Raw genomic sequence first — 22,614 nt, 5'->3', positions numbered from 1 at the left:
GTGGCCGCCATCGGACTCGCCGCGTCGTGCGGCGGCTTCGGCGCCCCCGGTGCGGGTGACTTGGGCCCCTGGCCCGGAGCGCCCCCGCCCGGCGGCAGCGGGTTGGGGCCGCTGCTCTGCTGCTTCGGCGGGATGCGGAAGCCGTTCGTGGTCGGCTTGCCGTAGCCGGTGCTGTGCGCGGTGCTCGGGGGCAGGCTCGACTGCGTGGGCGGGGAGTTCTCCCTCGTCGGCCTCGCGGCTCCCTGGCCGGGTGGCGACAGCGGCGGCCGAGTGGTCCCCTCCCCGCCGCCCGGCGCCGGGTACCCACCCGAGTTCTGCGGTCGACGCGGCGGAACCTGCTGCCGCCCCGTACGCGGCTGCCCGCCTCGCGGCTCGTCCGGCTCCGCGGCCCGGCTCCTCAGCCGACCGTTCGCCGCGCCCACACCGGGAGGAGGTCCTTCAGCTCGGACCCGGTCGATGATGGCCTGCGGTGCCGTGTCAGTGATTCCCGGCTGAGACTCGTCGTCGGCAGCACGGCGCCGCCGCCGACGCGGTGTGCCGCTGACCTTCCCGCCGCCGTGTTCGGCGAGAAGCTCGGCCACGGTCTTCTGAGCCCGCCCGCCGTCGCTGTCTCGAGTCATCCTTTCCACCGTGCCCGTCGCCCGTTCGATACGTCCAGTGTGAACCCAGGCATCATGCGTCCCGCCTCCGGCCGGTCAGCAAAGCAGTCTGTTCTGTGCCGTCGGAGTGGTCCAACCGTTGCAGGATGACACCCTCCCGTAGGGCCCAGGGACAGATTTCCAAGGACTCCAGTGACAGCGCCCGCATCGTGCTCTCCGCCACGAGGGCGCCCGCGACGAGCTGGTGGGCGCGACTGGGACTCACGCCCTCCAACTGCGCGAGGTCGTCCGACGACATCCGTGAGATGAACGCGATGAGCTGCCTCAGCCCGGCTTGGGTTAGCACGCGGCTCACCCGCGGCCCCGCCGACGACGGGGCCGCCCCCGTCAGCCGAGCCAACGATCGGAACGTCTTCGACGTCGCCACGACCCGGTCGGGCACCCCCGTGCTCACGACGCGACGAGCGAGGTCACCGAGCTCGCCCTCCAGCCACGCCGTGGTGGAGACCACTTCCGAACGCGTCGGCGGGTCGTGCGCGAAGCGTGTGCGCGTGATGCGTCCTGCGCCGAGGGGCAACGACTCGGCGAGCTCGGGTTGCTCGTCCACTCCCGTCGCGATCTCCAGGGAGCCACCACCGATGTCGAGCACCAGCAGGCGTCCCGCCGACCAGCCGAACCACCGGCGCACGGCGAGGAACGTGAGGGTGGCTTCCTGCGCGCCGCTCAGCACCCGCAGCTCGACGCCGGTCTCGTCGACGACCCGCCGGAGCACCTCGTCGGCGTTGACGGCGTCCCTGATCGCCGACGTCGCGAACGACATGAGCTCCTCGCAGCCGAGTCGTCCGGCCGCGTCGCGGGCCTCGGCGACCGCGAGCACCAGCTCGTCGGCGGCCTTCTTGTCGAGCTCGCCGTCGGAGTCGATGCGCTCAACGAGGCGCAACACCGTCTTCTCGGAGTGCATCGGCGTGGGATGGGCACCACGATGCGCGTCCACCACCAACAGGTGGACCGTGTTCGATCCGACATCGAGTACCCCTAGGCGCACAAAGCCCTACGGTACCGTCCGTCCGCGTGATACCGCTGTGACCTAGCACGTGAACCGCTCGGCGGTCGTCACTCTGCGCCGAACGTCGTGTTTCAGGCTTCGAATTTATAGCCCAACCCACGAACGGTGACCAGATGTCGCGGCGAACCGGGGTCCGGCTCGATCTTCGACCGAAGACGCTTGACATGGACGTCCAGGGTCTTGGTGTCCCCGACGTAGTCGGCCCCCCACACCCGGTCGATGAGCTGGCCACGCGTGAGCACGCGGCCGACGTTGCGCAGGAGGTACTCCAGCAGGTCGAACTCCTTGAGCGGCAGCGCCACCTCGGTGCCGTTCACCGTCACCACGTGTCGCTCGACGTCCATGCGCACCGGGCCCGCCGTCAGCACGGACTGGGTCTGCTGGGAGTCGGCCGCGGCCTCCCCGCCCCGCCGCAGCACCGCGCGGATGCGAGCGATGAGTTCTCGCGCCGAGTAGGGCTTGGTGACGTAGTCGTCGGCCCCCAGCTCCAGGCCTACCACCTTGTCGATCTCGCTGTCCCGAGCCGTCACCATGATCACCGGCACGCCGGAACGCTGGCGGAGCTGCTTGCAGACGTCCGTGCCGCTCATCCCCGGCAGCATGAGGTCGAGCAGGACGATGTCGGCGCCGTTGCGGTCGAACTCCTCCAGGGCCTGCTTGCCGTCGTTTGCGATGGCGGCCGTGAACCCCTCCTTCCGCAGCAGGAAGGCCAGCGGGTCGGCGAAAGACTCCTCGTCCTCCACGATCAGGACCCTGGTCACGACACTCCTCCTCCGGTGCTTTCCTGTGCGGCCACGGTCGCGGGTCGTGCGCGCCGTGAGCCCGAACCCGACCTCGTGGCGGCCTCGGAGGCGGTGGGGGATGCCTCCCCGGCCGGTTGGTCGGCGCCCTGGTGGGCCGGTATACGCAGCGTGAACGTGGAGCCGACCCCCGGCCTGCTCCACAACCGAACCTCACCGCCGTGGTTCGCGGCGACGTGCTTCACGATGGCCAGTCCGAGCCCCGTCCCGCCGGTGGCGCGGGAGCGAGCCTTGTCGGCCCGGTAGAAACGCTCGAACACCCGCTGCTGGTCGGCCTCGGCGATGCCGATACCGCGGTCGGTGACGGCGATCTCGACGTAGCCGTCGACGAGCTTGCGGCTGATCGACACGGGACTGCCCGCCTGCGAGTACGCCACGGCGTTGTCCAGCAGGTTCGACAGCGCGGTGACGAGCAGCGTGCGGTCGCCCTCGACGGTGAGGCCGCTGACCTTGTCGGTGGTGATCCGGATGTCGGCGGACTCGGCGGCGAGCCGGGTACGTCCCAGGGCCTCGGCCACCACGGTGTCCACGTCCACCACGGTCAGTTCCGGAAGCTTCTCCGCGCCCTGCAGCCGCGACAGCTCGATCAGCTCGGTGACGAGCCTGCCCAGCCGCGTGGACTCGCGCAGGATCTTCTCACCGAACCGCCGGACCTCCTCGGCGTCGTCCGCCGCGTCGAGAACGGCCTCCGCGAGCAGCGCGATGGCACCGACGGGGGTCTTCAGCTCGTGGCTGACGTTGGCGACGAAGTCCCGTCGAGTGGCCTCCAGGCGCACGGCGTCGGAGTGGTCGACGGCCTCGACCACGGTGAATCCGTCACCGAGAGGCCGGACCTCGCCGAGCACGGCCTGGGGTCCTCGTCCTCGCACCGCGAGGGGGGAGAGGTCGATCTCGGTGGCCTCGTTGGTGTCGGCCACCCGCTCCGCCGCCTTGCGTGCCCGGACGTCGGCCTGGTTCTGCCGGACGAGACCGAGTGCCTCCGCCCGGCGGTTGTGGAGCACCAGGTCGCCGAAGCGGTTGAGGATCAGCACGCCGTTGTTGGACGAGCGCATGGACCGGTCGAGCAACTCCGCGGCCGTGGGTCCTCGCGCTCCCGAGCGTCTGCGGGCGAGGCCGGACCTGCCGACGGCTATACCGACGAGAAGGCCGATCACCACAGCGGTGATGGCCAGCGCGAACGTAGCGGGCGCCGTCACGGTGGCATCGTAGGCACGAAAGTGGCCCGAAAGCCTAGTACCGGAAGCGTTCTCGTGACCGTCGTGACATGTTCCACCGTCTCGTTCGCCGGCGCGTCACCACTCGTTCACCGAACGGCCGGGACCCGGCTGGGGAGGGTTCACCTTCCCAGCCGGCACGGTCCTCGTTCGATGTCGTCTCAGCGACCCTGGTTGGCCACGGCCGCGGCGGCCTTCTCGGCCTCCTCGGGGTCGAGGTAGGTGCCGCCGGGGTTGGTCGGCTTCAGGTCGCCGTCGACGTCGCGGAGGTCGTAGCGCAGCGGGATGCCCGTCGGGATGTTGAGCCCGGCGATGTCGGCGTCGGAGATGCCGTCGAGGTGCTTGACCAGGGCGCGCAGCGAGTTGCCGTGCGCGGCGACGAGCACCGTCCGGCCCGCCCTGAGGTCGGGCACGATCGCGGACTCCCAGTACGGCAGCAGGCGCGCCACTACGTCCTTGAGGCACTCGGTCCTCGGCATCTCGTCGCCGAGTCCGGCGTAGCGCGGGTCGCCCTCCTGGCTGTACTCGCTGTCGGCCTCGATGGGCGGCGGCGGGGTGTCGTAGGAACGCCGCCACAGCATGAACTGTTCCTCGCCGAACTGCTCCAGCGTCTGCTTCTTGTTCTTGCCCTGGAGCGCGCCGTAGTGCCGTTCGTTGAGGCGCCAGCTCCTGCGCACGTCGATCCAGTGGCGGTCGGCGACGTCGAGGGCGATGTTCGCCGTCGCAATCGCGCGACGCAGCAGCGACGTGTGGACGACGTCGGGGAGCAGGCCCGCCTCGACGAGGAGTTCGCCGCCCCGCCGGGCCTCGGCTTCGCCCTGCTCGGAGAGCGGGACGTCGACCCAGCCCGTGAACAGGTTCTCCGCATTCCACGTGCTCTGCCCGTGTCGCAGCAGCACCAGGGTTCCAAGTTCGGCCATAACCCCAAGCCTGCCATGCCGCCGTTCGGGTGGTCGGGGCCGCGCGCCGGCCGGGCTTTTCTACCGACGGTTGCCCACAGTGGAATTGATCTTCACCCGATCCCTAGGCAGTCTGCCAACGACGTGTCATCTCCGTGAAGAGAATTGCAACGCGTTAACCAAGGGGGCGAATTTCACCCTATTGGGGTAGTGCGTAGTCTTGTGATTACAGACCTGAGTCTGACAAGTTGACTACAACCCGCTCGGCCGGTCACCACGCACTCCCCGGCCGAAGCCGGGCAGAGACGCAGCTCGTCTCCCCCCTGCCGAGCTGCGCCCCGCCGGCCCCGTTGGCATCCCCCTCGCCACCGGGTCCACGCGGCGGGAACGTCAGCGGGGCGGCTCGAGTTCGCGACTCCCCCCTCCCTCGAGCCGCCCCGCGACACCCCGTGGTCCTACTTCTTTAAACGATCACGACGACCCTCAAGTTCCCGTCGGGTCCCGCGGTCGATCAGTCCGACGTGAGCGAACCCGGCGTATGCGGGGACTCGGGCCGCACCAGGTGCTCGAATGCCTTGAGGTTCGCCAGCGATTCCCCGCGCGAGACCCGCCAATCCCACTCCCGCCGGATGGAGGTCGCGAAGCCGATCTCCAGCAACGTGTTGAAATCGCCGTCGGCCGCTTCCAGCACCTGACCGAGCACCTTGTCGAGTTCCGACTCGGTGACGGCGTCCAATCCGAACCGGCCGACGAGGTAGATGTCACCGACGGAGTCGATGGTGTAGTGGACACCGTAGAGCTTCGCGTTACGACGCAGCAGGAACCGGTAGACGTCCTCGTGGGCCTCGTCGGGCCGCCGACACACGAACGCCTCCACGGCCAGCGAGTGCTCCCTGGCGATCAGCCAGCAGTTGGTCTGGAGCTTCTTCGTGCCCGGCAGTGTGACGAAGTACACCCCCTCCCGGCGCCGGTTGTACTCGAGACCTGCCGCGTCGAGTGTCGACCGGATCAACGCATCCACCCGGCTGCCGTGTTCGGAACCGGTCACACCGCCACCTCCAGTGCCGTGCCGCGGAACGCCCTCGTGGCCTCCGCGTAGGTGTCCAGCAACGCGTCCGTGGTGCGCTGCCACGAGAACCGTGCCGCATGTCGACGAGCGCCGCGCGCCAACGCCGCCCGCACCTCCGGCCGCAGCGCGACCCCGGCGAGCGCGTCGGCCCAGTCCTCGGGGGCGTGGGTGGGTACGAGCACGCCCGACTCGCCGTCGGCGACGGCGACGGGCAGGCCACCGACCCGCGCGGCGACCACGGGGGTGCCGCAGGCCTGGGCTTCGAGGGCGACCAGGCCGAACGACTCGTTGTGGCTCGGTACCGCGACGACGTCGGCGGCACGGTAGACGTTCACCAGGTCCTGTCCGCCCTGAGGCGGCAGGAAGCGGACAAGGTCGCTGATACCGAGGTCGGCGGCGAGCTTCCGCAACGCCGTGGGGTGTTCCAGCCCCGTGCCCGACGGGCCTCCCGCCACGAGCACGACGAGCCTGCGTCGCAGGTCGGGATCGCGACGGACGAGCACGGCCGCGGCCCGCAGCAGCACGTCGGGCGCCTTCAGCGGCTGGATACGGCCCGCGAAGGCGAATACCACCGCGTCGCCGGGCAGATCCAACGCGGCCCTGGCGGCGCTGACACTGCCCGGCCGGAACCGCTCCAGGTCCACCCCCGGCGAGACCGTGCGCACGGCGCCGGGATCGGCGTTGTAGAGGCGCACGAGCTGCTCGGCCTCCACGGCGGTGTTCACCACCAGCCGGTCGGCCTCGGCCACCACCTGCTCCTCGCCGATGACGCGGGTGCGCGGCTCGGGGGTGTCCCCTTCCGCCAGCGAGGCGTTCTTCACCTTCGCCAAGGTGTGAGCGGTGTGCACCAGCGGCACGCCCCAGCGCTCGCGGGCCAGCCAGCCCACCTGCCCGGACAGCCAGTAGTGCGAGTGGATCAAGTCGTAGTGGCCCGGCTCCTGGAACGCCTCGGTACGCAGGACACCCGAGGTGAAGGCGCAGAGCTGGGACGGCAGCTCACCACGCGTCAACGGTTCGAACGGCCCCGCCGGGATGTGCCGCACGATCACACCGGGCGCAAGCTCCACCACGGGCGGCTGGTCGGACGACGTCGCTCGCGTGAACACCTCGACACTCGTTCCACGACGCGCCATCTCCACCGCCGTCTGGGAGATGTAGACGTTCATGCCGCCCGCGTCGTTCGTGCCGGGTTGTTCCAACGGCGAGGTGTGTACGGACAGCACCGCGATCCGGCGCGGCCGGAGGGCCGCCCGGTGTCGGGAGATCGTCACCGAATCACCTTTCTGCTCGGCCGAGGACGCCTTCGAAGGCCTGTTCGGCGAACCCCCGCAGTGTGGCGTCGAACTCCCGCGCGGACTCGACGAACGGTAGATGGCCCACCCCTGGCCACCAACGCGTCGATGCCCCCGCAATCTTCCCGGCCGTGTACTCGCCCGCCGTGACGTCCACTACGGCGTCGTCGGTGCCGTGGACCACGAGCACGGGCACGTCGACCGAGGCGAGCACGTCGGCGCTGTCGACGTCCCTGCGGAACAGCGCCTTGCGGACCCTCGGCGGAACGGCCAAGCTGGCACCCAGCAGTGCCTGCGCGACCTCGCCGGGAACCGGCCGGTGTGCCATCCCCTCGGCCAGCGACCTGAGCGCGGGAAGAGCCACGTCGAGGTCGTCCGACAACGCGGCGGGCAACGCACCCGCCATCGCCGGTCCGACGCGCCCTCCGGGACGCCCCTTGCCGATCTCGGTGATGGCACCGACGAAGACGATCCCCGCCAGCCCGCGCGTGCCGTGGACGCGCAGGTAGTCGGTGATGACCAGGCCCCCGTAGGACCAGCCCACCACCACCGCGTCGCCACCCGCCGACGAGAGCACGGCGGCAAGGTCGTCCGCCCAGGCCCGCGGGTCGTCGTAGCCGCCCTCGGGCACGTCGGAGTCACCGTGTCCCCGCAGGTCGGGGGCGATCAACCGGAACCGCTCGCGAAGCTCGGGGTCGGCGAACTGCGGGTCCCAGACCCGCCCCGACTGGGCCCAGCCGTGGACGAACACGAGCGCGGGAGCGTCGCGATCGCCGTCGATCCGTACTCCGATCCGAACACCTGACGCACCGACGACTTCCGACCTCATCCGCCTCGTCAAATCTCCTCCGCAAGCCGCTGCCACACCGCGAACCGCCGATGAGCACGCCCACATTACCTGGCAGCATCGGGTGTCATGAACACCCGAACGGCAGTCATCACAGGAGCCAGCGCCGGTATCGGCGCGGCGTCCGCGCGGGCTCTCGCCGCCGCCGGTTTCCACGTCGTCCTCGGTGCCCGGCGGCTGGACAGGCTGCGTCCGCTGGCGGAGGAACTCTCCGGCACCGCGCTCCCGCTCGACGTCACCGACGCCGAGTCCGTCACCTCGTTCGCCGCCCAGATCCCCGAATGCCACGTGCTGGTCAACAACGCGGGCGGCGCGAAGGGGCTCGACCGCGTGGAGCACGCCGACGAGGAACGCTGGCGGTGGATGTGGCAGACGAACGTGCTCGGAACGCTCCGCGTCACCAAAGCCCTGCTGCCGAAACTGCTCGACTCCGGGGACGGGCACGTCATCACCGTCACCTCCATCGCGGGCCACGAGGTCTACGACGGCGGCGCCGGCTACACCTCGGCCAAGCACGCCCAGTCGGCACTGCACCGGACCCTGAGATCGGAACACCTCGGCGACCCACTGCGGTTCACCGAGATCGTTCCGGGAATGGTGGAGACTGAGTTCTCCGTCAACCGTTTCGACGGTGACACCGAACGCGCGGCCAAGGTCTACGAGGGGCTCACGCCGTTGACCGCCGAGGACGTGGCCGAGGTGATCGCGTTCGCCGCGACCCGCCCGCCGCACGTCAACCTCGACCAGATCGTGATCAAGCCGACGGCGCAGTACAACGGCAGCCGAGTCCATCGGCAGTGAGCGCGGGCACGGGCCTCACAGCTCGCAGTTCACCAGCAGGGGTTCCGGCCGCAGTTCGACTCCGAACCGTTCGAGCACACCGTCGCGGACCTGCCTCGCCAAGGCGAGCAGGTCGGCGGTGGTGGCCCCGCCCCTGTTGGTGAGTGCCAGCGTGTGCTTGGTGGACAACGACACCCGGCCTCCCGGCCCCGGATGTCCCTTGCCGAAACCGGCCCGCTCGATGAGCCAGGCGGCGGACAGCTTGACCCCACCGTCGGCCGGGTACTTCGGAACGGCCGCCTCGGCGCCGACCACGTCGGCGATCCGTTCGAGCACCCGCGGCAGCTCGGCCTCCGGCACGACGGGGTTGGTGAAGAACGACCCCGCGCTCCAGGTGTCGTGGTCGTCCGGGTCGAGCACCATGCCCTTGCCGCGCCGCAGCGCGAGCACCGCCTCGCGGACCCTGGCCACCGGCACCCGCTCCCCGATGTCCACGCCGAGCCTGCGGGCGAGTTCGGCGTAGCGGACGGGCACCGAGAGGCCGTCGTCCGCGAGCCGGAAGCGCACCGACAGCACGACACCCGAATCGGTGCCCTTGAGCACGCTGGTGCGGTAGGCGAAGCCCAGTTCGTCGGCGGGAACGGTCCTCACCTCGCGGTCCCGGCGGTCGTACAGCTCGATCGACTCGAGCACCTGGCTGATCTCACAGCCGTACGCGCCGACGTTCTGGATGGGCGTGGCCCCGGCCCGGCCGGGAATGCCCGAAAGACATTCGAGGCCGCCGAGTCCGGCCGCCACCGTGGCGGCCACGTAGGTGTCCCAGTCCTGCCCCGCCGCCACCGTCCGGAAGTCGTCGCTCCATCCGGTGGTGGCGATGCTCACGACGGTGCCGTCGAAACCGGCGTCACCGACGACCAGGTTCGAGCCACCGCCGACGAGCAGCACCGGCTCGCCCTCCTCGTCGAGCTTCCGCACGTGGGCCACGAGGTCGTCGGTGGTCTCGGCCACGACGAATCGCCGCGCGGGCCCACCGAGCCGCAGGGTCGTGTGCTCGCGCAGGGAGTTCCGGCCGACCGTTTCGACAGTGCTCACGTCCTCAAACGGTACTGTCCCCCGCATGGCCACCCGTATCGAGCATCGGGCGACGTTCCCCCACAGTGCCGCCGACACCTACGCCGCGCAGACCGAGGAACGGGCGTTGCGTGCGCGGCTCGCGCGGATCGGGGGTGATCGCGCCGAGCTGCGCGACCACGAGACGAGTGAACACGGCGCCCGGTACACGCTCCTCCAGGGCATCCCGGCCGACAAACTGCCCTCCCTCGTGCGCACCCTGCGTTCGGGGGACCTCACGGTGCGGCGGGAGCACGTCTGGACCCGCCAGGGTGACCGTTACACCGGGACCATCACCGTCGCCGTCGCCGACGTCCCCGGCCGGATCACCGCGGACGTCGAGCTGGTGCCGAGCGGTGACGGATGCGTCCAGACCACGCGCGGCGAGGTGTCCGTGCGCATCCCCTTCGTCGGAGGAAAGATCGAGAACTTCGTGGCCGAGCAGGTGACGCAGTTGCTCGACACCGAAGCCCTGGCCACGAAGCAATGGCTCGCGGGCTGAAACCGATCGGCTCCCCCACCCGAGGCACCACCAACCCGAACCGACTGCGCAGGATCGATCGCTGGATGCTGTGGGAGCCCCTGGTGCGCGGGGCGCTGTCGGCCGCGGCCGATCCCCTCGTCGTCGACCTCGGATACGGCACCTCCCCCGTGACCACGGTGGAACTGGCCCAACGACTGGCGACGCTACGACCCGACGTGCGGGTGCTGGGCCTCGAACTCGACCCCGAACGGGTCGCGGCGGGCAAGGCCGTGGCCGACCCACCCCGGCTCGACTTCCGCAGGGGCGGGTTCGAACTCGCGGGCACCCGCCCCACCGTCGTGCGCGCCTTCAACGTGCTCCGGCAGTACTCCGAGGCCGACGTCGCCCCGTCGTGGGAGGCGATGCTGTCGGCCATCACGCCGGGCGGGGTCCTCGTCGAAGGCACGTGCGACGAGGTCGGCAGACTGTGCACGTGGGTCACGCTGACCCACGACGGGCCCCGCACGCTCACCCTGTCCTGCCGGACCGCGAGCCTGCCGCGCCCATCCACTTTGGCGGAACGCCTTCCCAAGGCCCTCATCCACCGCAACGTCGAGGGCGAGGCCATTCACGACTTGATGTCCACCCTGGACTCATGCTGGGCCGCGGCGGCCCCCTACGGCGCGTTCGGGCCCCGAGCCCGCTGGACGGAGACGATACGGCTGCTCACCGAGCGGGGCTGGCCGGTACGGGGCGGCCGCAACCGCTGGCGCCTCGGCGAGGTGACGGTCCCGTGGCACACGGTGTCCGGGAGAAGCCCCCACCCGGATGGTCGGGGCAACCGGTAGGGGACGGCCACACCGTCCCCGAGATTCCCCGGATATGCGTTCGCCGCGCTTCTCAACCGGGTTCGCCGCGCGCCAGTCTCGATGAGGTCCTTACAACGAGGAGACCTCATGACGACGAACGGCGCACCCCCACGCACCTACACGACGTCGATCACCCACACCCCCGAGCAGGTCCGCGCCGCGCAACGGCTGCGCCACCGCGTCTTCGCGGGCGAGCTCGGGGCGAGACTGCCGTTCCCGGCGCCGCGCGGCCGGGAGGCTCTGGACGTCGACGACTTCGACCGGCTCTGCGACCATCTGCTCGTCACCGACGATGTCACCGGCGAGGTGGTCGGCACCTACCGGATCCTGCCGCCGGGAAGAAGCGAAGGACTGTACTCGGCAACGGAGTTCAACCTCACCGCCCTAGCCCCTCTGCGAGACACGATGGTCGAAGTGGGCCGCTCGTGCGTGCACCCCGACCACCGCAACGGCACGGTCATCAACCTCATGTGGGCGGCGTTGGCGCGCTACACCCTGTTGTCCGGGCACCGCTACCTCGCCGGATGTGCCTCGGTGCCGTTGGCCGACGAAGGGAAGGCGGCGACGGACACCTGGCGGCTCGTGCGGCAGAAGCATCTGGCCCCGCACCCCTGGCGGGTACGGCCGCACCGGCCCTGGCCCGTGGAGCACGTCCCGGCAAGCGCCCGCGCGTCGTACGCCGCCGTCCCACCACTGCTGCGCGGGTACCTGCGGCTCGGCGCGTGGGTGTGCGGGCCACCCGCGCACGACCCGGAGTTCGACGTGGCCGACTTCTTCGTCCTGCTGGCGCTCGACCGGGTCAACGACCGCTATCTGCGCCACTACCTCGGTGGGGACTCGCGATGAACCCCTACCGCGCGTACTCCCCGTGTACCCCGGACGACTGTGTCCGGCACGCCGTACCGCCGGTCCCGGCCGGAGTGACAGCCCGCCGAATCGCCGCGCTGGGGAGGGCGCTGAGCGGCGCGGGCTCGCTGCGGGAACGCGCCGCCCGCGTACTCGACGCCCTCGACGTCGCTCTCGACGTGCGCGGCGACGCGACGGCACCCGCTTTGAGCGCCCCCCGCGCGGTCGGCACCCTGGTCGTCGCCAACCACCGTTCGTGGCTCGACGTCGTGGGACTGTTCGCTCTGGAACCCGTGGGCTTCCTCGCCAAACGCGAGGTCGCGGACTGGCCGTGGGTGTCGTCGGTCGCGCGGCGGAACGGCACGGTGTTCGTCGACCGGTGGTCGCTTCGCGCGCTGCCTACCACCGTCACCGCCGTGGCCGACCGGCTGCGCTCGGGCCACTCCGTGGTCGTGTTCCCCGAGGCCACCACGTTCTGCTCCGCACCGGGCGGCCGGTTCCGGCACGCGGCGTTCCAGGCCGCGCTCGACGCGGGCGCCCCCGTCCGCCCGGTGTCGCTGTCGTACCTCCAAGGCGGTCGCGCGAGCACCGTGTCCGCGTTCGTGGGTGAGGACACACTCGCCCGATCGATGGCGCGCGTGCTCAGGCGGACGACCTCACGCTCCGCGTGGTCATCCACCCCGTACTGGAGCCGGTGGGCGACCGTCGCCTGCTCGCCCGGCAGGCGGAACGCGCGGTGGTGAGTGGGGAGCGCGTGCATGTCTGAGTGGCTGGACGGCCTCCTGTCCACCGTGGAAGGGCTGGCCGGCTCGCCGTGGCTGTGGGTGGTCGTGTTCGGTGTCGCCGGACTCGACGCGCTCCTGCCGTTCATGCCGAGCGAGGGCACGGTGATGGCCGTCGCCGTGCTGCTCGGCCCCGACCCCGCCTCGCTGGCATTGCTTGCCGTCGTCGCGGCGGGGTGGGGCGTTGGCGGGGGACGTCGCGGGCCACGGAATCGGCAGGCTCGCCGGGCCGCGAACCCTCGACCGGGTGCTCGCGGGCGAGAAGGGCAGACGCCGCTACGAGTGGGTGAGGACGACCGTGCATCGCCACGCGACCGCCATCGTCGTCGCGGCCCGCTACGTACCGGGAGGTCGGGTGGCCACCGGACTGGCCACCGGCAGCCTCCGCTTCCCGCTCCGGCGGTTCGTCGTGCTCGACGCCGTCGGCTGCGCCGTGTGGGCCGGATACGCCGTCACCGTGGGAAGTCTCGCGGGCTCCGCGTTCTCGAACGACCCGGCGCTGGGCATGCTGGTGGCGTTCGGCATCGGCCTCGCCGCCGTGGGGGTCGCCGAACTCGTGCGGCGGGCGCTGCCGACCCGTGACGTCTCCCCCGTCACGAATCCCCGGCCCACCGGCCATGTCACCGACATGACCAGCGACAATGGCAAACCGTGCAGGAACGCCAGTACGTCATCACCTTCGGCTGCCCCGACCGCAGGGGAATCGTCTCCCGGATCTCCTCCTTCCTCGCCGAGATCGGAGGTTGGATCGTCGAGGCCGCCTACCACACCGACCCCGACACGGGCTGGTTCTTCACCCGACAGGCGGTGAAGGCCGACTCGGTGCCGTTCGACGTCGACGAGCTGCGGGCCCGGTTCGCGGGAGTGGCGCGGTCACTGGGGTCGGAGACCGACTGGCGTATCGACGACACCGGCGAGCGCCGTCGTGTGGTGATCCTGGTGACGAAGGAAGGTCACTGCCTGTACGACCTGCTCGGCCGAGTGGCGTCCGGTGAGCTCGACGCCGACGTGCGGGCGGTGATCGGCAACCACGACGTCCTCGCCGACATCACGCGCGCCCACGGCATCCCGTTCCACCACATCCCCTTCGACGACGACAGCACGGCGGCGTTCTCCGAGATCGCGAAGCTGGTCGACGAACACGATCCGCACGCCGTGGTGCTGGCCCGGTTCATGCGCATCCTGCCCCCCGAGCTGTGCGAGGCGTGGGCGGGCCGGGCCATCAACATCCACCACAGCTTCCTGCCGTCGTTCGTCGGCGCCCGCCCCTACCACCAGGCGTACGCGCGGGGCGTGAAGCTCGTGGGCGCCACCTGCCACTACGTGACGGCCGACCTCGACGCGGGACCGATCATCGAACAGGACGTCATCCGGGTCGATCACCGCGACACCGTGGAGGACATGGTGCGCAAGGGCCGCGACATCGAAAAGATCACGCTCGCGCGCGGCCTGCGGTGGCACCTAGAAAGCCGCGTGCTCGTGCACGGCAACCGCACCGTGGTCTTCTGAACCGCCGGAACGGCGGCGCCGAGCGGCGGGCACGATCATCGGCGTGCCCGTCTCGGGGTCGTCCACGATGCGACACGGCAGCCCGAACACGTCGGCGACGAGCTCGGCGGTGACGATCTCGCACGGGTCGCCCTGCGCCGCCACGCGCCCTCCCGGCGCGAGCACGATCAGGTTGGTGGCGTAACGACACGCCTGGTTGAGGTCGTGCAGCACCGCCACCAGCGTGCGGCCGTCGGCGTTGAGATCGGCGCAGAGCTCCAGCACCTCGATCTGGTGGGCGATGTCGAGGAACGTCGTCGGCTCGTCGAGCAACAGGATCGAGGTCTGCTGCGCGAGCACCATCGCGAGCCACACCCGCTGCCGCTGCCCACCCGACAGCTCGTCTACGAGGCGGTTCGCCAGCTCGGCCACTCCCGTACGGCGCATGGCCTCCACCACCACGGCCTCGTCCTGCGACGACCACTGCCGCAACAGCCGCTGGTGCGGATAGCGGCCCCTGGCCACCAGGTCGCCCACCGTGATGCCGCTGGGGGCGATGGAGCTCTGCGGCAGCAGGCCCAGTCGCCGGGCCACCTCACGGGAGCGGTAGCTCGTGATGGTCCGCCCGTCCAGATACACCGCCCCGGCCTCCGGCTTGAGCATGCGGGCCAGCGCCTTGAGCAGCGTCGACTTGCCACACGCGTTGGGCCCCACGATGACGGTGAACGACCCGTCCGGGATCTCGACACCCAGTTCCCGCGCCACCACGGCGTCGTCGTAGGCGAGGGTGAGGTTCTCCGCACGCAGCCTGCCGCCGGTGCCGTGTTCGCTGTGCGCCGAAGTCGATTCGGTCACGCGTACCTGCCCTTTCCGCGCCACTCGGACGCCAACAACCACACCAGGTACAGCCCGCCGAGGCAGCCCGTTGCCGTGCCGACGGGAAGCTGCTGGGCGGGGAACAACCGGTCCATCGCCAGATCGCTGACCGTCAGCAGCAGCCCTCCCAGCAACGCCGAGGTCACCAACCCCGGCGCGGCACCACGCGTCAGCCTTCGCGCGAGTTGCGGTGCCGCCAACGCGACGAACCAGATCGGTCCCGCCGCCGCGGTGGCGAATCCGGCGAGCAACACGCTCGCCGAGATCAGGATCGCCCTGCTGCGCTGCACGCCGACCCCGAGCGCGGAGGCGGTGTGGTCACCGAGTTCGAGCATGGACAACGCTCGGGACTGACTCAGCGCCACGGGCAGCAACACCGCCAACGCCAGCCCCGACGCGGCGACGTGCTCCCAGCCCCGGCCGTTGACGCTACCGATCAACCACGCCTGTGCGCTCACGGCGTCGTAGATGTCGGCCTCGGTGATCAGGTAGGAGTTCACCGACAACGCGAGGGCGTTGACGCCCACGCCCATGAGCACGAACCGGTAACTCTGCACACCTCGACGGCGGTACGACAGCGCGTAGACGAGCAGCGCCGTCACGAGCCCGCCGACGAGCGCTCCCAGCGCGACCTGCGTCATGGTGCCGCCGACCACGATGATCATCACCAGCGCGCCCGTGGACGCGCCGTTGGTGAAACCGACGAAGTCGGGGCTGCCGAGTGGGTTCCGTGTGAGGGTCTGCAGGATCGCCCCGCTCACCGCGAGCGCGGCGCCCACGAACAACGCCGTGAGCAGCCGGGGGAGGCGCAGGGTGCCCACGATGAAGTCGGCGGCCCCCTCGCCCCGGCCCACCAGGACGTTCAGCACCTCGGACAGCGACAGCTCGAACTCGCCCGTGGTCAAGGTGATCGTCGCCGTGACGAGGATGCCGAGCGCGAGCACCGAGCCCACGACGAGCGAGCGGGTGGGCAGGCGTAGGGCAACGGCCTCGCGGCGTGTTCGCAGCACCCGGCCGGTGACGGGGCGGGCTGAGGCGGCGGGCGTCCCGGTGGCGTTCTCGTGGCTCACAGGCTGGCCAGCCTCCGTCGTCGACACAACAGGCAGAACACGGGCACCCCGATGACCGCCGTGACGATGCCGACCTGCACCTCGGCGGGCGGCGCCAGCACACGTCCGACCACATCGGAGCCCACCAGCAGCAACGGCGCGGCCACCAGCGAGTACGGCAGCACCCAACGCTGGTCCGGCCCCACCACCAGCCGAACCGCGTGGGGCACCGCGAGCCCCACGAAGGCGATCGGCCCGGCGGCGGCCGTGGCCGCACCGCACAGCAACGTCACCGCGACGGCGCCGCACACCCTGGTCAGGCCCGGTCGGACACCGAGGGATCTGCCGAGGTCGTCGCCCATCGCCAAGGCATTGAGCGGGCGCATCAGCAGTAACGCGATGACCGCCCCCACCGCGACGAACGGCAGCACGGGCAGCAAGACGTCGTAGTAGCGCCCCGCCAGCGAGCCGACCATCCAGAACCGGTACTCGTCGTAGGCCTGCGGATCGGACAGGAGCACGGCGGTGTTGAAGGCGTAGAGCACAGCGGTGATCGCGGACCCCGCCAGCACCAGCCGCTCCGGGCTCGCGGCGCCGCGGCCCGTGGCACCGAGTACGTAGACCACCAGGGAGGCGAGCGCCGCTCCCACCAGGGCGAACCACACGTAGCCCAGCACCGACGTGATGCCGAGAAAGGCGATCGCCACCACCATGCCGGTGGACGCACCCGTGTTGACCCCGAGCAGTCCCGGTTCCGCGAGCGGGTTGCGGGTCAACGCCTGCATCAGCGCGCCGGAGAGCCCCAGGGCGGCACCGACCACGATCCCCAGCAGGGTTCGGGGGATGCGGTAGTCGTGGATGATGACCGCCGTGTCCGAGCCCGCCAGGGCTTCCGGATGCAGCAGCACGTCCCAGGTGTCACCGAAAGGGATGTCCTTGGACCCGAGCCACACGCTCAACAGCGCGACGAAGGCGAGCGCGACGGTGAGGACCACGAGACCGCCCACCCGCAGCACGCGTGACCAACGCCGGGCGGAGACGGCGCTGTCCCCCGGTTCGATTTCCGAAGCGGGGTCAGCGAGCACGACCGGCGGCATAAGGTGAGGCTAACCGAACCACCAACAAACGGTCCAGCTTAGGTTAGCCTAACCTTTACAAGGTCGTGTCCGCAGGTTATGCACGCGTGTCCGCAGCTCGTGAACGCGTGTCCGCACTCAACGTACGCGTGTCCGCAGGCCATGCACGACTCACCCCCGGTCGGCACACCCTCGCAGCACGACCTCCACGACCTGATCGGCGAAGTCGTCCGACACCGGGGACTGCCGCAACATCACCCGAGACCACACGGCCCCCGCCAGTAGATCGACGATCAACTCCGGGTCCACCGAGTCGGACAGCTCCCCGCGCTCGACGGCTCGCTCGAACACGGCTCGCTCCCCCGCCAGCCGATCGGTGACGAACTCCCTCGCCAGCCACGCCAGACTCGGCCTGCTCGCGACCGCGGCCAACGCGGCGACCACGACCCCCGACGCGGCCCCCGTCATGAGAGCCACCAGACGCCGCACGAGCTCACTCAGATCACCGCGCAGGCTTCCCGTGTCGGGAACGTCGAACCGCAGCAGCGCAGACTGCACGATCGCCGCGCCGAGCAGCGCGTCCTTGTCCGGCCACCAGCGGTAGATGGTCGTCTTGTTCACCCCCGCGCGGGCCGCGACGCCTTCGACGGTCAACCCGTCGTAGCCACCATCGGCCAGCAGTTCCAGGGTGACGCGGTAGATCTCCTGCGCCTGCCGGGGACCGCGTCCGGGACGCCGGCTTCCGGGAAGTTTGTCGGCCACGTTCGCAGCGTACGCAAACGCTTGTCCAGCGCCACGCGAGCACGCTACCTTCCAAACGCAACGCAACGTTGCGTTGCATTCGAGAGGAGGTCCATGACCGACGCCCCACTGCCCGTGGTGTTCGTCCACGGCATCCGCCTCAGTGGCACGATGTGGCGTCCGCAGCTGAACGAGGTCGGCAGGCACCGCCCCGTGTCGGCCCCCGACCTACCCGGACACGGCCACCGGCGCGGACGGCGCTTCACGATGGCGTCCGCCGTCGAGACGGTGGCCGAGGAGATCGACGCGCTCGGTGGCCGCGCGCTCGTCGCCGGACTCTCCCTGGGCGGGTACGTCGGGATCGCGGCGGCCGCGCGCCTCGGCCATCGGGTCGCCGGGCTGGTCGCGCTGGGTTGCACCGCGATTCCCACCACGGCACGGATGGCGCCGTTGCGTGCGGCGGGGCGGTTCTTCCGCGCGCTTCCCGACGGAGGCCACCGGCTCAATCGCTGGATCTTCACCGCCGGCGTGGGACGGAAGGCAGCAGCCGTGATCGCCGAGCGGGATTTCGCCACCGAGGCGATGTCCGACGCGCTCGACGCCCTGGCCGGGTTCGAACCGCTCCGGGAACTGGGGCGGTACCCCGGTCCGGTGTGGCTCGTCAACGGCGCTCGCGATCACCTGCGGGTCGACGAACGCCGGTTCCTCGACACCTGCATGGACGGACGACTGGTGATCGTGCCGAAGGCATGGCACCTCGTGTCGTTCAACGCGCCCCACACCGTGTCGCGCCTGGTGGAGGAGGCCGCCGAGACGGCGGCGGCTCGGGAACCGGTGTGACCCGTCGCGTCACCGGAACGCGTACGCCGAGTGCGAACACGCGTGCATACGCTGCGGACACGCGTGCGCAAGCTGCGGACACGCCGGGTTGGTTACCTCAGGCTGGCCGGGCGCAGATCCGTCCAGTGGGTTTCCACGTAGTCGAGGCAGGCCTGCCTGTCGGCCTCGCCGAACACCACTCGCCAGCCCGCGGGCACCTCGACGAAGGACGGCCACAGCGAGTGCTGCCCCTCGTCGTTCACCAGCACGTAGAAGCGACCTTCGGGATCGTCGAACGGATTCGTCACCGGTTCCTCCTCACTCGTCCGCCGGTCGGCCTCGGTCTCGTCAGCCGACGTGCCGCAGCTCGTTGCCCTCGGAAGCGCCGGCGAGCTCCACACCCACCACCGCGCGCATTTCCGCCCCGTCGGAGCCGGTGACCCCGACCCGCCCGCTCCCCGAAGCGAGGGTCCGACCTCGAATGGAGTCGAGGATCTCCCCGGCCCGCACGGCGTTGTTCGACAACAGCGACGACGTGATGCCGTGGCTGTGTTCGGTCACACCGCCCTGGACGTAGACGGCGGCGTCGGCGTCGGACTCGGTGAGCCACCGGTAGTCCCTGGTCACCACCGGCCTGCCCGCCGCGTCCCGACGCAGCAGGGTGGCGGCCTCGCCGAGCAACGTCGTCACGTCGTCGGGGCGATATCCCGTGGCGCAGACCACGACGTCGGCGTCGAGCACCGTGCGTGCCCTCGTGGTGAGCGACTCCACCGTGACGCGCACCCCGTCGTCCGTCTCCAGCGTCTCGACCACTCGGGAGGCGTTGAGGAAGCGCAGCCGCTGCCTGCCGAGCACCTTCTCGCGGTAGTGCCTGCGGTAGAGGTCCTCGATGAGTTCGACGTCCACGACGGAGTAGTTCGTGTTCGCGTGGTAGGCCAACAACTGCTCACGCACCTCGCGCGGAGCGCCGTGGAACTCGTCGACCGCGGCGGGGTCGAAGATTCGGTTGGCGAAGGGACTGTCGTCCGACGGGGTGTAGCCGTAACGCGAGAAGACCGCACACACCTCCGCCTCGGCGAAGCGCTCGTGCAGCAGCGCCGTGGTCTCGGCCGCGCTCTGCCCCGCGCCGATGACCACGAAACGCGACGCACTCGCGACGTGATCCACTTTGTGCAGCAACTCACTGTTGTGCCACACGCGATCGGACGCGCTCAGGCCCTCCGGAAGACGGGGAACGAGGCCGGTCGCCACCACGAGGTTGCGAGCGGCGTACCTCACACCGTCGCGAGTGGACACCTCGAAATACTCCACCCGACCGTCGACCACCACGGGACGCACACCCGTGACCTCGGTCCCGTACGACACCAGGTGGGAGACCCGCTCGGCCGCCCAGCGGAAGTAGTCGTGGAACTCCACCCGCAGCGGGAACAACGTCTTGTGGTTGACGAAGTCGACGAGTCTTCCCTGTTCGTGCAGGTAGGACAGGAAGCTGAAGTCGCTGGCGGGGTTGCGCAGGGTTACCAGGTCCTTGAGGAAGGACACCTGCATGGTGGCGTCTTCGATGAGCATTCCCCTGTGCCAGCCGAAGTCGGGCTGCCGTTCCAGGAACCTTGCACGCAAACGCTCCCGCTCCGGAACGGCGGAGTTGTGTTCGAACACGGCGACCGCGAGCGCCAGGTTCGACGGTCCGAACCCGACACCGAGCAGGTCGAGGACTTCTCGCGCATCTCGCGATTCCTTCGACATACATGTCCCATCGGTCGACGACTCGAACCCAGGTAACCCTAACCTAAGTTAGCTCGACCTTAGTTCGCCCATTCGTGGGTGATCCACCCTTCTCAACGGTCTTGCATAGTTAGGCAAGCCTTGCTTAACTATGGCCCGTTTGCCGTCGACAGCCTGGAGGGGCCGATGCGGATCGCGATGTTCGGGTACCAGACCTGGGGGCATCGCACCCTGCGTGCGCTGATGGACTCCGAACACGAGGTGGTGCTCGTCGTGACGCATCCACCCTCCGACCACGCCTACGAGCGCATCTGGGCCGACTCCGTGGCCGACCTCGCCACGGAAGCGGGCATTCCGGTGGAACTACGCAACCGGCCCGACGCCGAACTCGCCGCCCGGCTCGCCGAGCTCTCCCCCGACCTCATCGTCGCCAACAACTGGCGTACATGGCTTCCACCGGAGATCTTCGAGCTGCCGAAGCACGGCACGCTCAACGTGCACGACTCGTTGCTCCCGGCCTACGCCGGCTTCTCCCCCCTCATCTGGGCCTTGCTGAACGGGGAGAAGGAGGTCGGCGTCACCGCGCACATGATGGACGCCGAGCTCGACGCGGGCCCGATCGTGGCACAGAAAGCGGTGCCCGTCGGACCCCGCGACACCGCCACCGACCTGTTCCACAAGACCGTGGCTCTCATCGAACCGCTGGTCGCCGAGTCACTCGACCTCATCGCGTCCGGGCGGGCGCGACCGAGGCCGCAGGACCGCAGCAAGGCGACGTTCTTCCACAAACGGTCCGAGGAGGACAGCCGCATCGACTGGAACTGGCCCGCCGAGGACATCGAACGACTCGTGCGCGCCCAGTCCGACCCGTACCCGAACGCCTTCACCTACTACCGGGGCGAACGGATCAGGATCACGCGGGCGTTCGTGACCGAGAAGAGCTACGGGGGCACCCCCGGCCGCATCTTCATCCGCGAGGGCAACGGCGTGGTCATCGTCGCCGGGGCCGACGCCCGGTACGGACGCAACCGCGGACTGGCGATCGAACGACTACGCACCGACGACGGCGTCGAACACGCCGCCACGGAGTTCTTCCGAACGATGGGCGGCTACCTCACGCGTCATCCGGAAGAAGTGAGGTGAACGCCCGGTGGCGGAGCGAGCCCGTGAGCCCACTCCGCCACCGGCGAGCAGGACCGAACTCTAGAGCCGGACCAGCATCTTTCCGGTGTTTCCGCCGGAAAGCAGGTCGAGGAAGGCCTGCGGGGCCCGCTGGATGCCGTCCACCACGGTCTCGGTGTAGACGATCTTGCCCTCGCGCACCAACGGGGCCACCTCGTCGAGGAACTTCGGGCGCAGGTGCGCGTGGTCGCCGACGAGGAACCCGCGCATCGTGAACCGCTTGGCGATGATCTGCGCGAGGTTGCGCGGAGCCGGAGTCGGCTCGGTGGCGTTGTACTGGGAGATCATGCCGCAGACGGCGATCCGACCATGTACGTTCAGCGCGCCGATCGCCGCTTCGAGGTGCTCACCACCGACGTTGTCGAAGTACACGTCCACGCCGTCGGGCGCCGCTTCCCGCAACTGCTCTCGCACGGGCGCGTCCTTGTAGTTGAACGCGGCGTCGAACCCCAGCTCCTCCCGCAGCCAGCGCACCTTCTCGGCCGAACCCGCGCTGCCGATGACGCGCTTGGCCCCGCGCAGCTTGGCGAGCTGTCCCACGAGCGACCCGACGGCCCCGGCGGCGCCGGAGACGAACACCGTGTCGCCCTCCTTCATGCCCGCCACGTCGAACAATCCCGCGTACGCCGTGAGCCCCGGCATCCCCAACACGCTCAGGTGGGCCTGCACCGGCGCCACCTCGGGGTCCAGCACCCGCGCCCCGGCGGGATCGAGCACGGCGTGCGTCCGCCAGCCGAGCCCGTGAAGCACCACGTCGCCCACCGAGATCCCGTCGGCGTTCGACTCGATCACCTCACCGATCGCCCCGCCGTCCATCACCTTGCCGACCTCGAACGGGGCGACGTACGACTTGGCGGCGCTCATCCGGCCCCGCATGTAGGGGTCCACCGACAGCCACGTGTTGCGCACGAGGATCTGTCCCGGCCCCGCCTTCGGCACGTCGACCTCGACCACGTCGAAGTTGTCGAGCGTCGGTGCCCCTTCGGGACGCGATGCGAGCCGCACTTCCGTCGCTGTCATGG

The 22,614-nt window shown here is 70.1% G+C and carries 24 protein-coding genes and 1 pseudogene; 9 read left to right on the top strand and 16 right to left on the bottom strand.

The window, feature by feature from the left end; all coding sequences use genetic code 11:
- From SACGLDRAFT_RS22440 to SACGLDRAFT_RS01385, 8 genes and pseudogenes are all read right to left on the bottom strand, one after another.
- Positions 1 to 620, bottom strand: a pseudogene (locus SACGLDRAFT_RS22440) (hypothetical protein); the annotation flags it as partial.
- A 52-nt stretch (positions 621 to 672) separates the two neighbouring features.
- Positions 673 to 1,644: a Ppx/GppA phosphatase family protein gene (locus SACGLDRAFT_RS01415; protein WP_005461145.1), complete on the bottom strand. Its 972-nt coding sequence runs from the start codon at positions 1,642 to 1,644 to the stop codon at positions 673 to 675.
- A 92-nt stretch (positions 1,645 to 1,736) separates the two neighbouring features.
- Positions 1,737 to 2,426, bottom strand: coding sequence for a response regulator transcription factor (locus SACGLDRAFT_RS01410; protein ID WP_005461143.1), 690 nt, complete (start codon positions 2,424 to 2,426; stop codon positions 1,737 to 1,739).
- Entirely contained in the window at positions 2,423 to 3,661 is a 1,239-nt protein-coding gene (locus tag SACGLDRAFT_RS01405) for a sensor histidine kinase (protein WP_005461141.1), read from the bottom strand. The genes SACGLDRAFT_RS01410 and SACGLDRAFT_RS01405 overlap by 4 nt, the downstream gene beginning before the upstream one ends.
- Positions 3,662 to 3,840: 179 nt before the next feature.
- A complete protein-coding gene (locus SACGLDRAFT_RS01400; RefSeq protein ID WP_005461139.1) occupies positions 3,841 to 4,599 on the bottom strand; it encodes a phosphoglyceromutase in 759 nt (252 codons plus the stop codon).
- 490 nt (positions 4,600 to 5,089) lie between these two features.
- Complete coding sequence (locus SACGLDRAFT_RS01395; protein WP_005461137.1) at positions 5,090 to 5,626, bottom strand: type III secretion system chaperone family protein; 537 nt, start codon at positions 5,624 to 5,626, stop codon at positions 5,090 to 5,092.
- Positions 5,623 to 6,918, bottom strand: a complete 1,296-nt coding sequence (gene mshA, locus SACGLDRAFT_RS01390; protein WP_005461136.1) for a D-inositol-3-phosphate glycosyltransferase — start codon at positions 6,916 to 6,918, stop codon at positions 5,623 to 5,625. The genes SACGLDRAFT_RS01395 and mshA overlap by 4 nt, the downstream gene beginning before the upstream one ends.
- 4 nt (positions 6,919 to 6,922) lie before the next feature.
- Positions 6,923 to 7,768 carry an alpha/beta fold hydrolase gene (locus SACGLDRAFT_RS01385; RefSeq protein WP_040918366.1) on the bottom strand — a complete coding sequence of 282 codons (846 nt, stop codon included), beginning with the start codon at positions 7,766 to 7,768 and terminating at the stop codon, positions 6,923 to 6,925.
- An 87-nt stretch (positions 7,769 to 7,855) separates the two neighbouring features.
- On the opposite strand from SACGLDRAFT_RS01385, the gene SACGLDRAFT_RS01380 reads away from it, so the two are divergent.
- On the top strand, positions 7,856 to 8,587 hold the full coding sequence (locus tag SACGLDRAFT_RS01380) for an SDR family NAD(P)-dependent oxidoreductase (protein WP_005461134.1): 732 nt from the start codon (positions 7,856 to 7,858) through the stop codon (positions 8,585 to 8,587).
- Between the two features lie 15 nt (positions 8,588 to 8,602).
- Here the strand turns inward: SACGLDRAFT_RS01380 and SACGLDRAFT_RS01375 are convergent, their stop codons facing one another.
- The gene (locus tag SACGLDRAFT_RS01375; RefSeq protein ID WP_005461133.1) at positions 8,603 to 9,658 is read right to left on the bottom strand and encodes a UDP-N-acetylmuramate dehydrogenase; all 1,056 of its coding nucleotides are present in this window, start codon (positions 9,656 to 9,658) and stop codon (positions 8,603 to 8,605) included.
- A 25-nt stretch (positions 9,659 to 9,683) separates the two neighbouring features.
- Between SACGLDRAFT_RS01375 and SACGLDRAFT_RS01370 the strand changes: the two genes are divergently transcribed.
- From SACGLDRAFT_RS01370 to purU, 6 genes are all read left to right on the top strand, one after another.
- On the top strand, positions 9,684 to 10,178 hold the full coding sequence (locus SACGLDRAFT_RS01370; protein WP_005461126.1) for a DUF2505 domain-containing protein: 495 nt from the start codon (positions 9,684 to 9,686) through the stop codon (positions 10,176 to 10,178).
- Complete coding sequence (locus tag SACGLDRAFT_RS01365; protein ID WP_005461125.1) at positions 10,163 to 10,987, top strand: class I SAM-dependent methyltransferase; 825 nt, start codon at positions 10,163 to 10,165, stop codon at positions 10,985 to 10,987. The genes SACGLDRAFT_RS01370 and SACGLDRAFT_RS01365 overlap by 16 nt, the downstream gene beginning before the upstream one ends.
- Positions 10,988 to 11,095: 108 nt before the next feature.
- Positions 11,096 to 11,854, top strand: a complete 759-nt coding sequence (locus SACGLDRAFT_RS01360; RefSeq protein WP_005461124.1) for a GNAT family N-acetyltransferase — start codon at positions 11,096 to 11,098, stop codon at positions 11,852 to 11,854.
- A 74-nt stretch (positions 11,855 to 11,928) separates the two neighbouring features.
- Positions 11,929 to 12,597, top strand: a complete 669-nt coding sequence (locus SACGLDRAFT_RS01355) for a lysophospholipid acyltransferase family protein (RefSeq protein WP_232284051.1) — start codon at positions 11,929 to 11,931, stop codon at positions 12,595 to 12,597.
- 196 nt (positions 12,598 to 12,793) lie between these two features.
- Positions 12,794 to 13,447 carry a DedA family protein gene (locus SACGLDRAFT_RS22615; protein WP_332306646.1) on the top strand — a complete coding sequence of 218 codons (654 nt, stop codon included), beginning with the start codon at positions 12,794 to 12,796 and terminating at the stop codon, positions 13,445 to 13,447.
- Positions 13,339 to 14,145 carry a formyltetrahydrofolate deformylase gene (gene purU / locus SACGLDRAFT_RS01345; RefSeq protein ID WP_232284183.1) on the top strand — a complete coding sequence of 269 codons (807 nt, stop codon included), beginning with the start codon at positions 13,339 to 13,341 and terminating at the stop codon, positions 14,143 to 14,145. Before SACGLDRAFT_RS22615 ends, purU begins: the two co-directional genes overlap by 109 nt.
- On the opposite strand, the gene SACGLDRAFT_RS01340 is transcribed toward purU, so the two are convergent.
- The 4 genes from SACGLDRAFT_RS01340 to SACGLDRAFT_RS01325 all read right to left on the bottom strand — a co-directional run bounded on the left by SACGLDRAFT_RS01340 (position 14,098) and on the right by SACGLDRAFT_RS01325 (position 17,887).
- Positions 14,098 to 14,979 (bottom strand): ABC transporter ATP-binding protein, encoded by an 882-nt coding sequence (locus SACGLDRAFT_RS01340; RefSeq protein ID WP_005461120.1) that lies wholly within the window; start codon positions 14,977 to 14,979, stop codon positions 14,098 to 14,100. The genes purU and SACGLDRAFT_RS01340 overlap by 48 nt on opposite strands.
- Positions 14,976 to 16,070, bottom strand: a complete 1,095-nt coding sequence (locus SACGLDRAFT_RS01335; protein ID WP_005461117.1) for a FecCD family ABC transporter permease — start codon at positions 16,068 to 16,070, stop codon at positions 14,976 to 14,978. The genes SACGLDRAFT_RS01340 and SACGLDRAFT_RS01335 overlap by 4 nt, the downstream gene beginning before the upstream one ends.
- Positions 16,067 to 17,146, bottom strand: a complete 1,080-nt coding sequence (locus SACGLDRAFT_RS01330; protein ID WP_005461116.1) for a FecCD family ABC transporter permease — start codon at positions 17,144 to 17,146, stop codon at positions 16,067 to 16,069. The genes SACGLDRAFT_RS01335 and SACGLDRAFT_RS01330 overlap by 4 nt, the downstream gene beginning before the upstream one ends.
- A gap of 150 nt (positions 17,147 to 17,296) precedes the next feature.
- A complete protein-coding gene (locus SACGLDRAFT_RS01325; protein WP_005461115.1) occupies positions 17,297 to 17,887 on the bottom strand; it encodes a TetR/AcrR family transcriptional regulator in 591 nt (196 codons plus the stop codon).
- 93 nt (positions 17,888 to 17,980) lie between these two features.
- Between SACGLDRAFT_RS01325 and SACGLDRAFT_RS01320 the strand changes: the two genes are divergently transcribed.
- Positions 17,981 to 18,706, top strand: coding sequence for an alpha/beta fold hydrolase (locus SACGLDRAFT_RS01320; RefSeq protein ID WP_005461114.1), 726 nt, complete (start codon positions 17,981 to 17,983; stop codon positions 18,704 to 18,706).
- Positions 18,707 to 18,798: 92 nt separating this feature from the next.
- Here the strand turns inward: SACGLDRAFT_RS01320 and SACGLDRAFT_RS01315 are convergent, their stop codons facing one another.
- Complete coding sequence (locus tag SACGLDRAFT_RS01315) at positions 18,799 to 18,993, bottom strand: MbtH family protein (protein WP_005461113.1); 195 nt, start codon at positions 18,991 to 18,993, stop codon at positions 18,799 to 18,801.
- 40 nt (positions 18,994 to 19,033) lie between these two features.
- The gene (locus SACGLDRAFT_RS01310; RefSeq protein WP_005461112.1) at positions 19,034 to 20,431 is read right to left on the bottom strand and encodes a lysine N(6)-hydroxylase/L-ornithine N(5)-oxygenase family protein; all 1,398 of its coding nucleotides are present in this window, start codon (positions 20,429 to 20,431) and stop codon (positions 19,034 to 19,036) included.
- A gap of 165 nt (positions 20,432 to 20,596) precedes the next feature.
- On the opposite strand from SACGLDRAFT_RS01310, the gene SACGLDRAFT_RS01305 reads away from it, so the two are divergent.
- Positions 20,597 to 21,553 carry a methionyl-tRNA formyltransferase gene (locus SACGLDRAFT_RS01305; RefSeq protein WP_005461111.1) on the top strand — a complete coding sequence of 319 codons (957 nt, stop codon included), beginning with the start codon at positions 20,597 to 20,599 and terminating at the stop codon, positions 21,551 to 21,553.
- A gap of 60 nt (positions 21,554 to 21,613) precedes the next feature.
- Here SACGLDRAFT_RS01305 and SACGLDRAFT_RS01300 read toward each other — a convergent pair whose 3' ends face one another.
- Positions 21,614 to 22,612, bottom strand: coding sequence for an NADP-dependent oxidoreductase (locus SACGLDRAFT_RS01300; RefSeq protein ID WP_005461110.1), 999 nt, complete (start codon positions 22,610 to 22,612; stop codon positions 21,614 to 21,616).
- Positions 22,613 to 22,614: the final 2 nt, after the last annotated feature.

It is taken from the genome of Saccharomonospora glauca K62 (genome assembly GCF_000243395.2).
GTDB lineage: Bacteria > Actinomycetota > Actinomycetes > Mycobacteriales > Pseudonocardiaceae > Saccharomonospora > Saccharomonospora glauca.
This window is presented reverse-complemented; position numbering and strand designations above follow the sequence as displayed.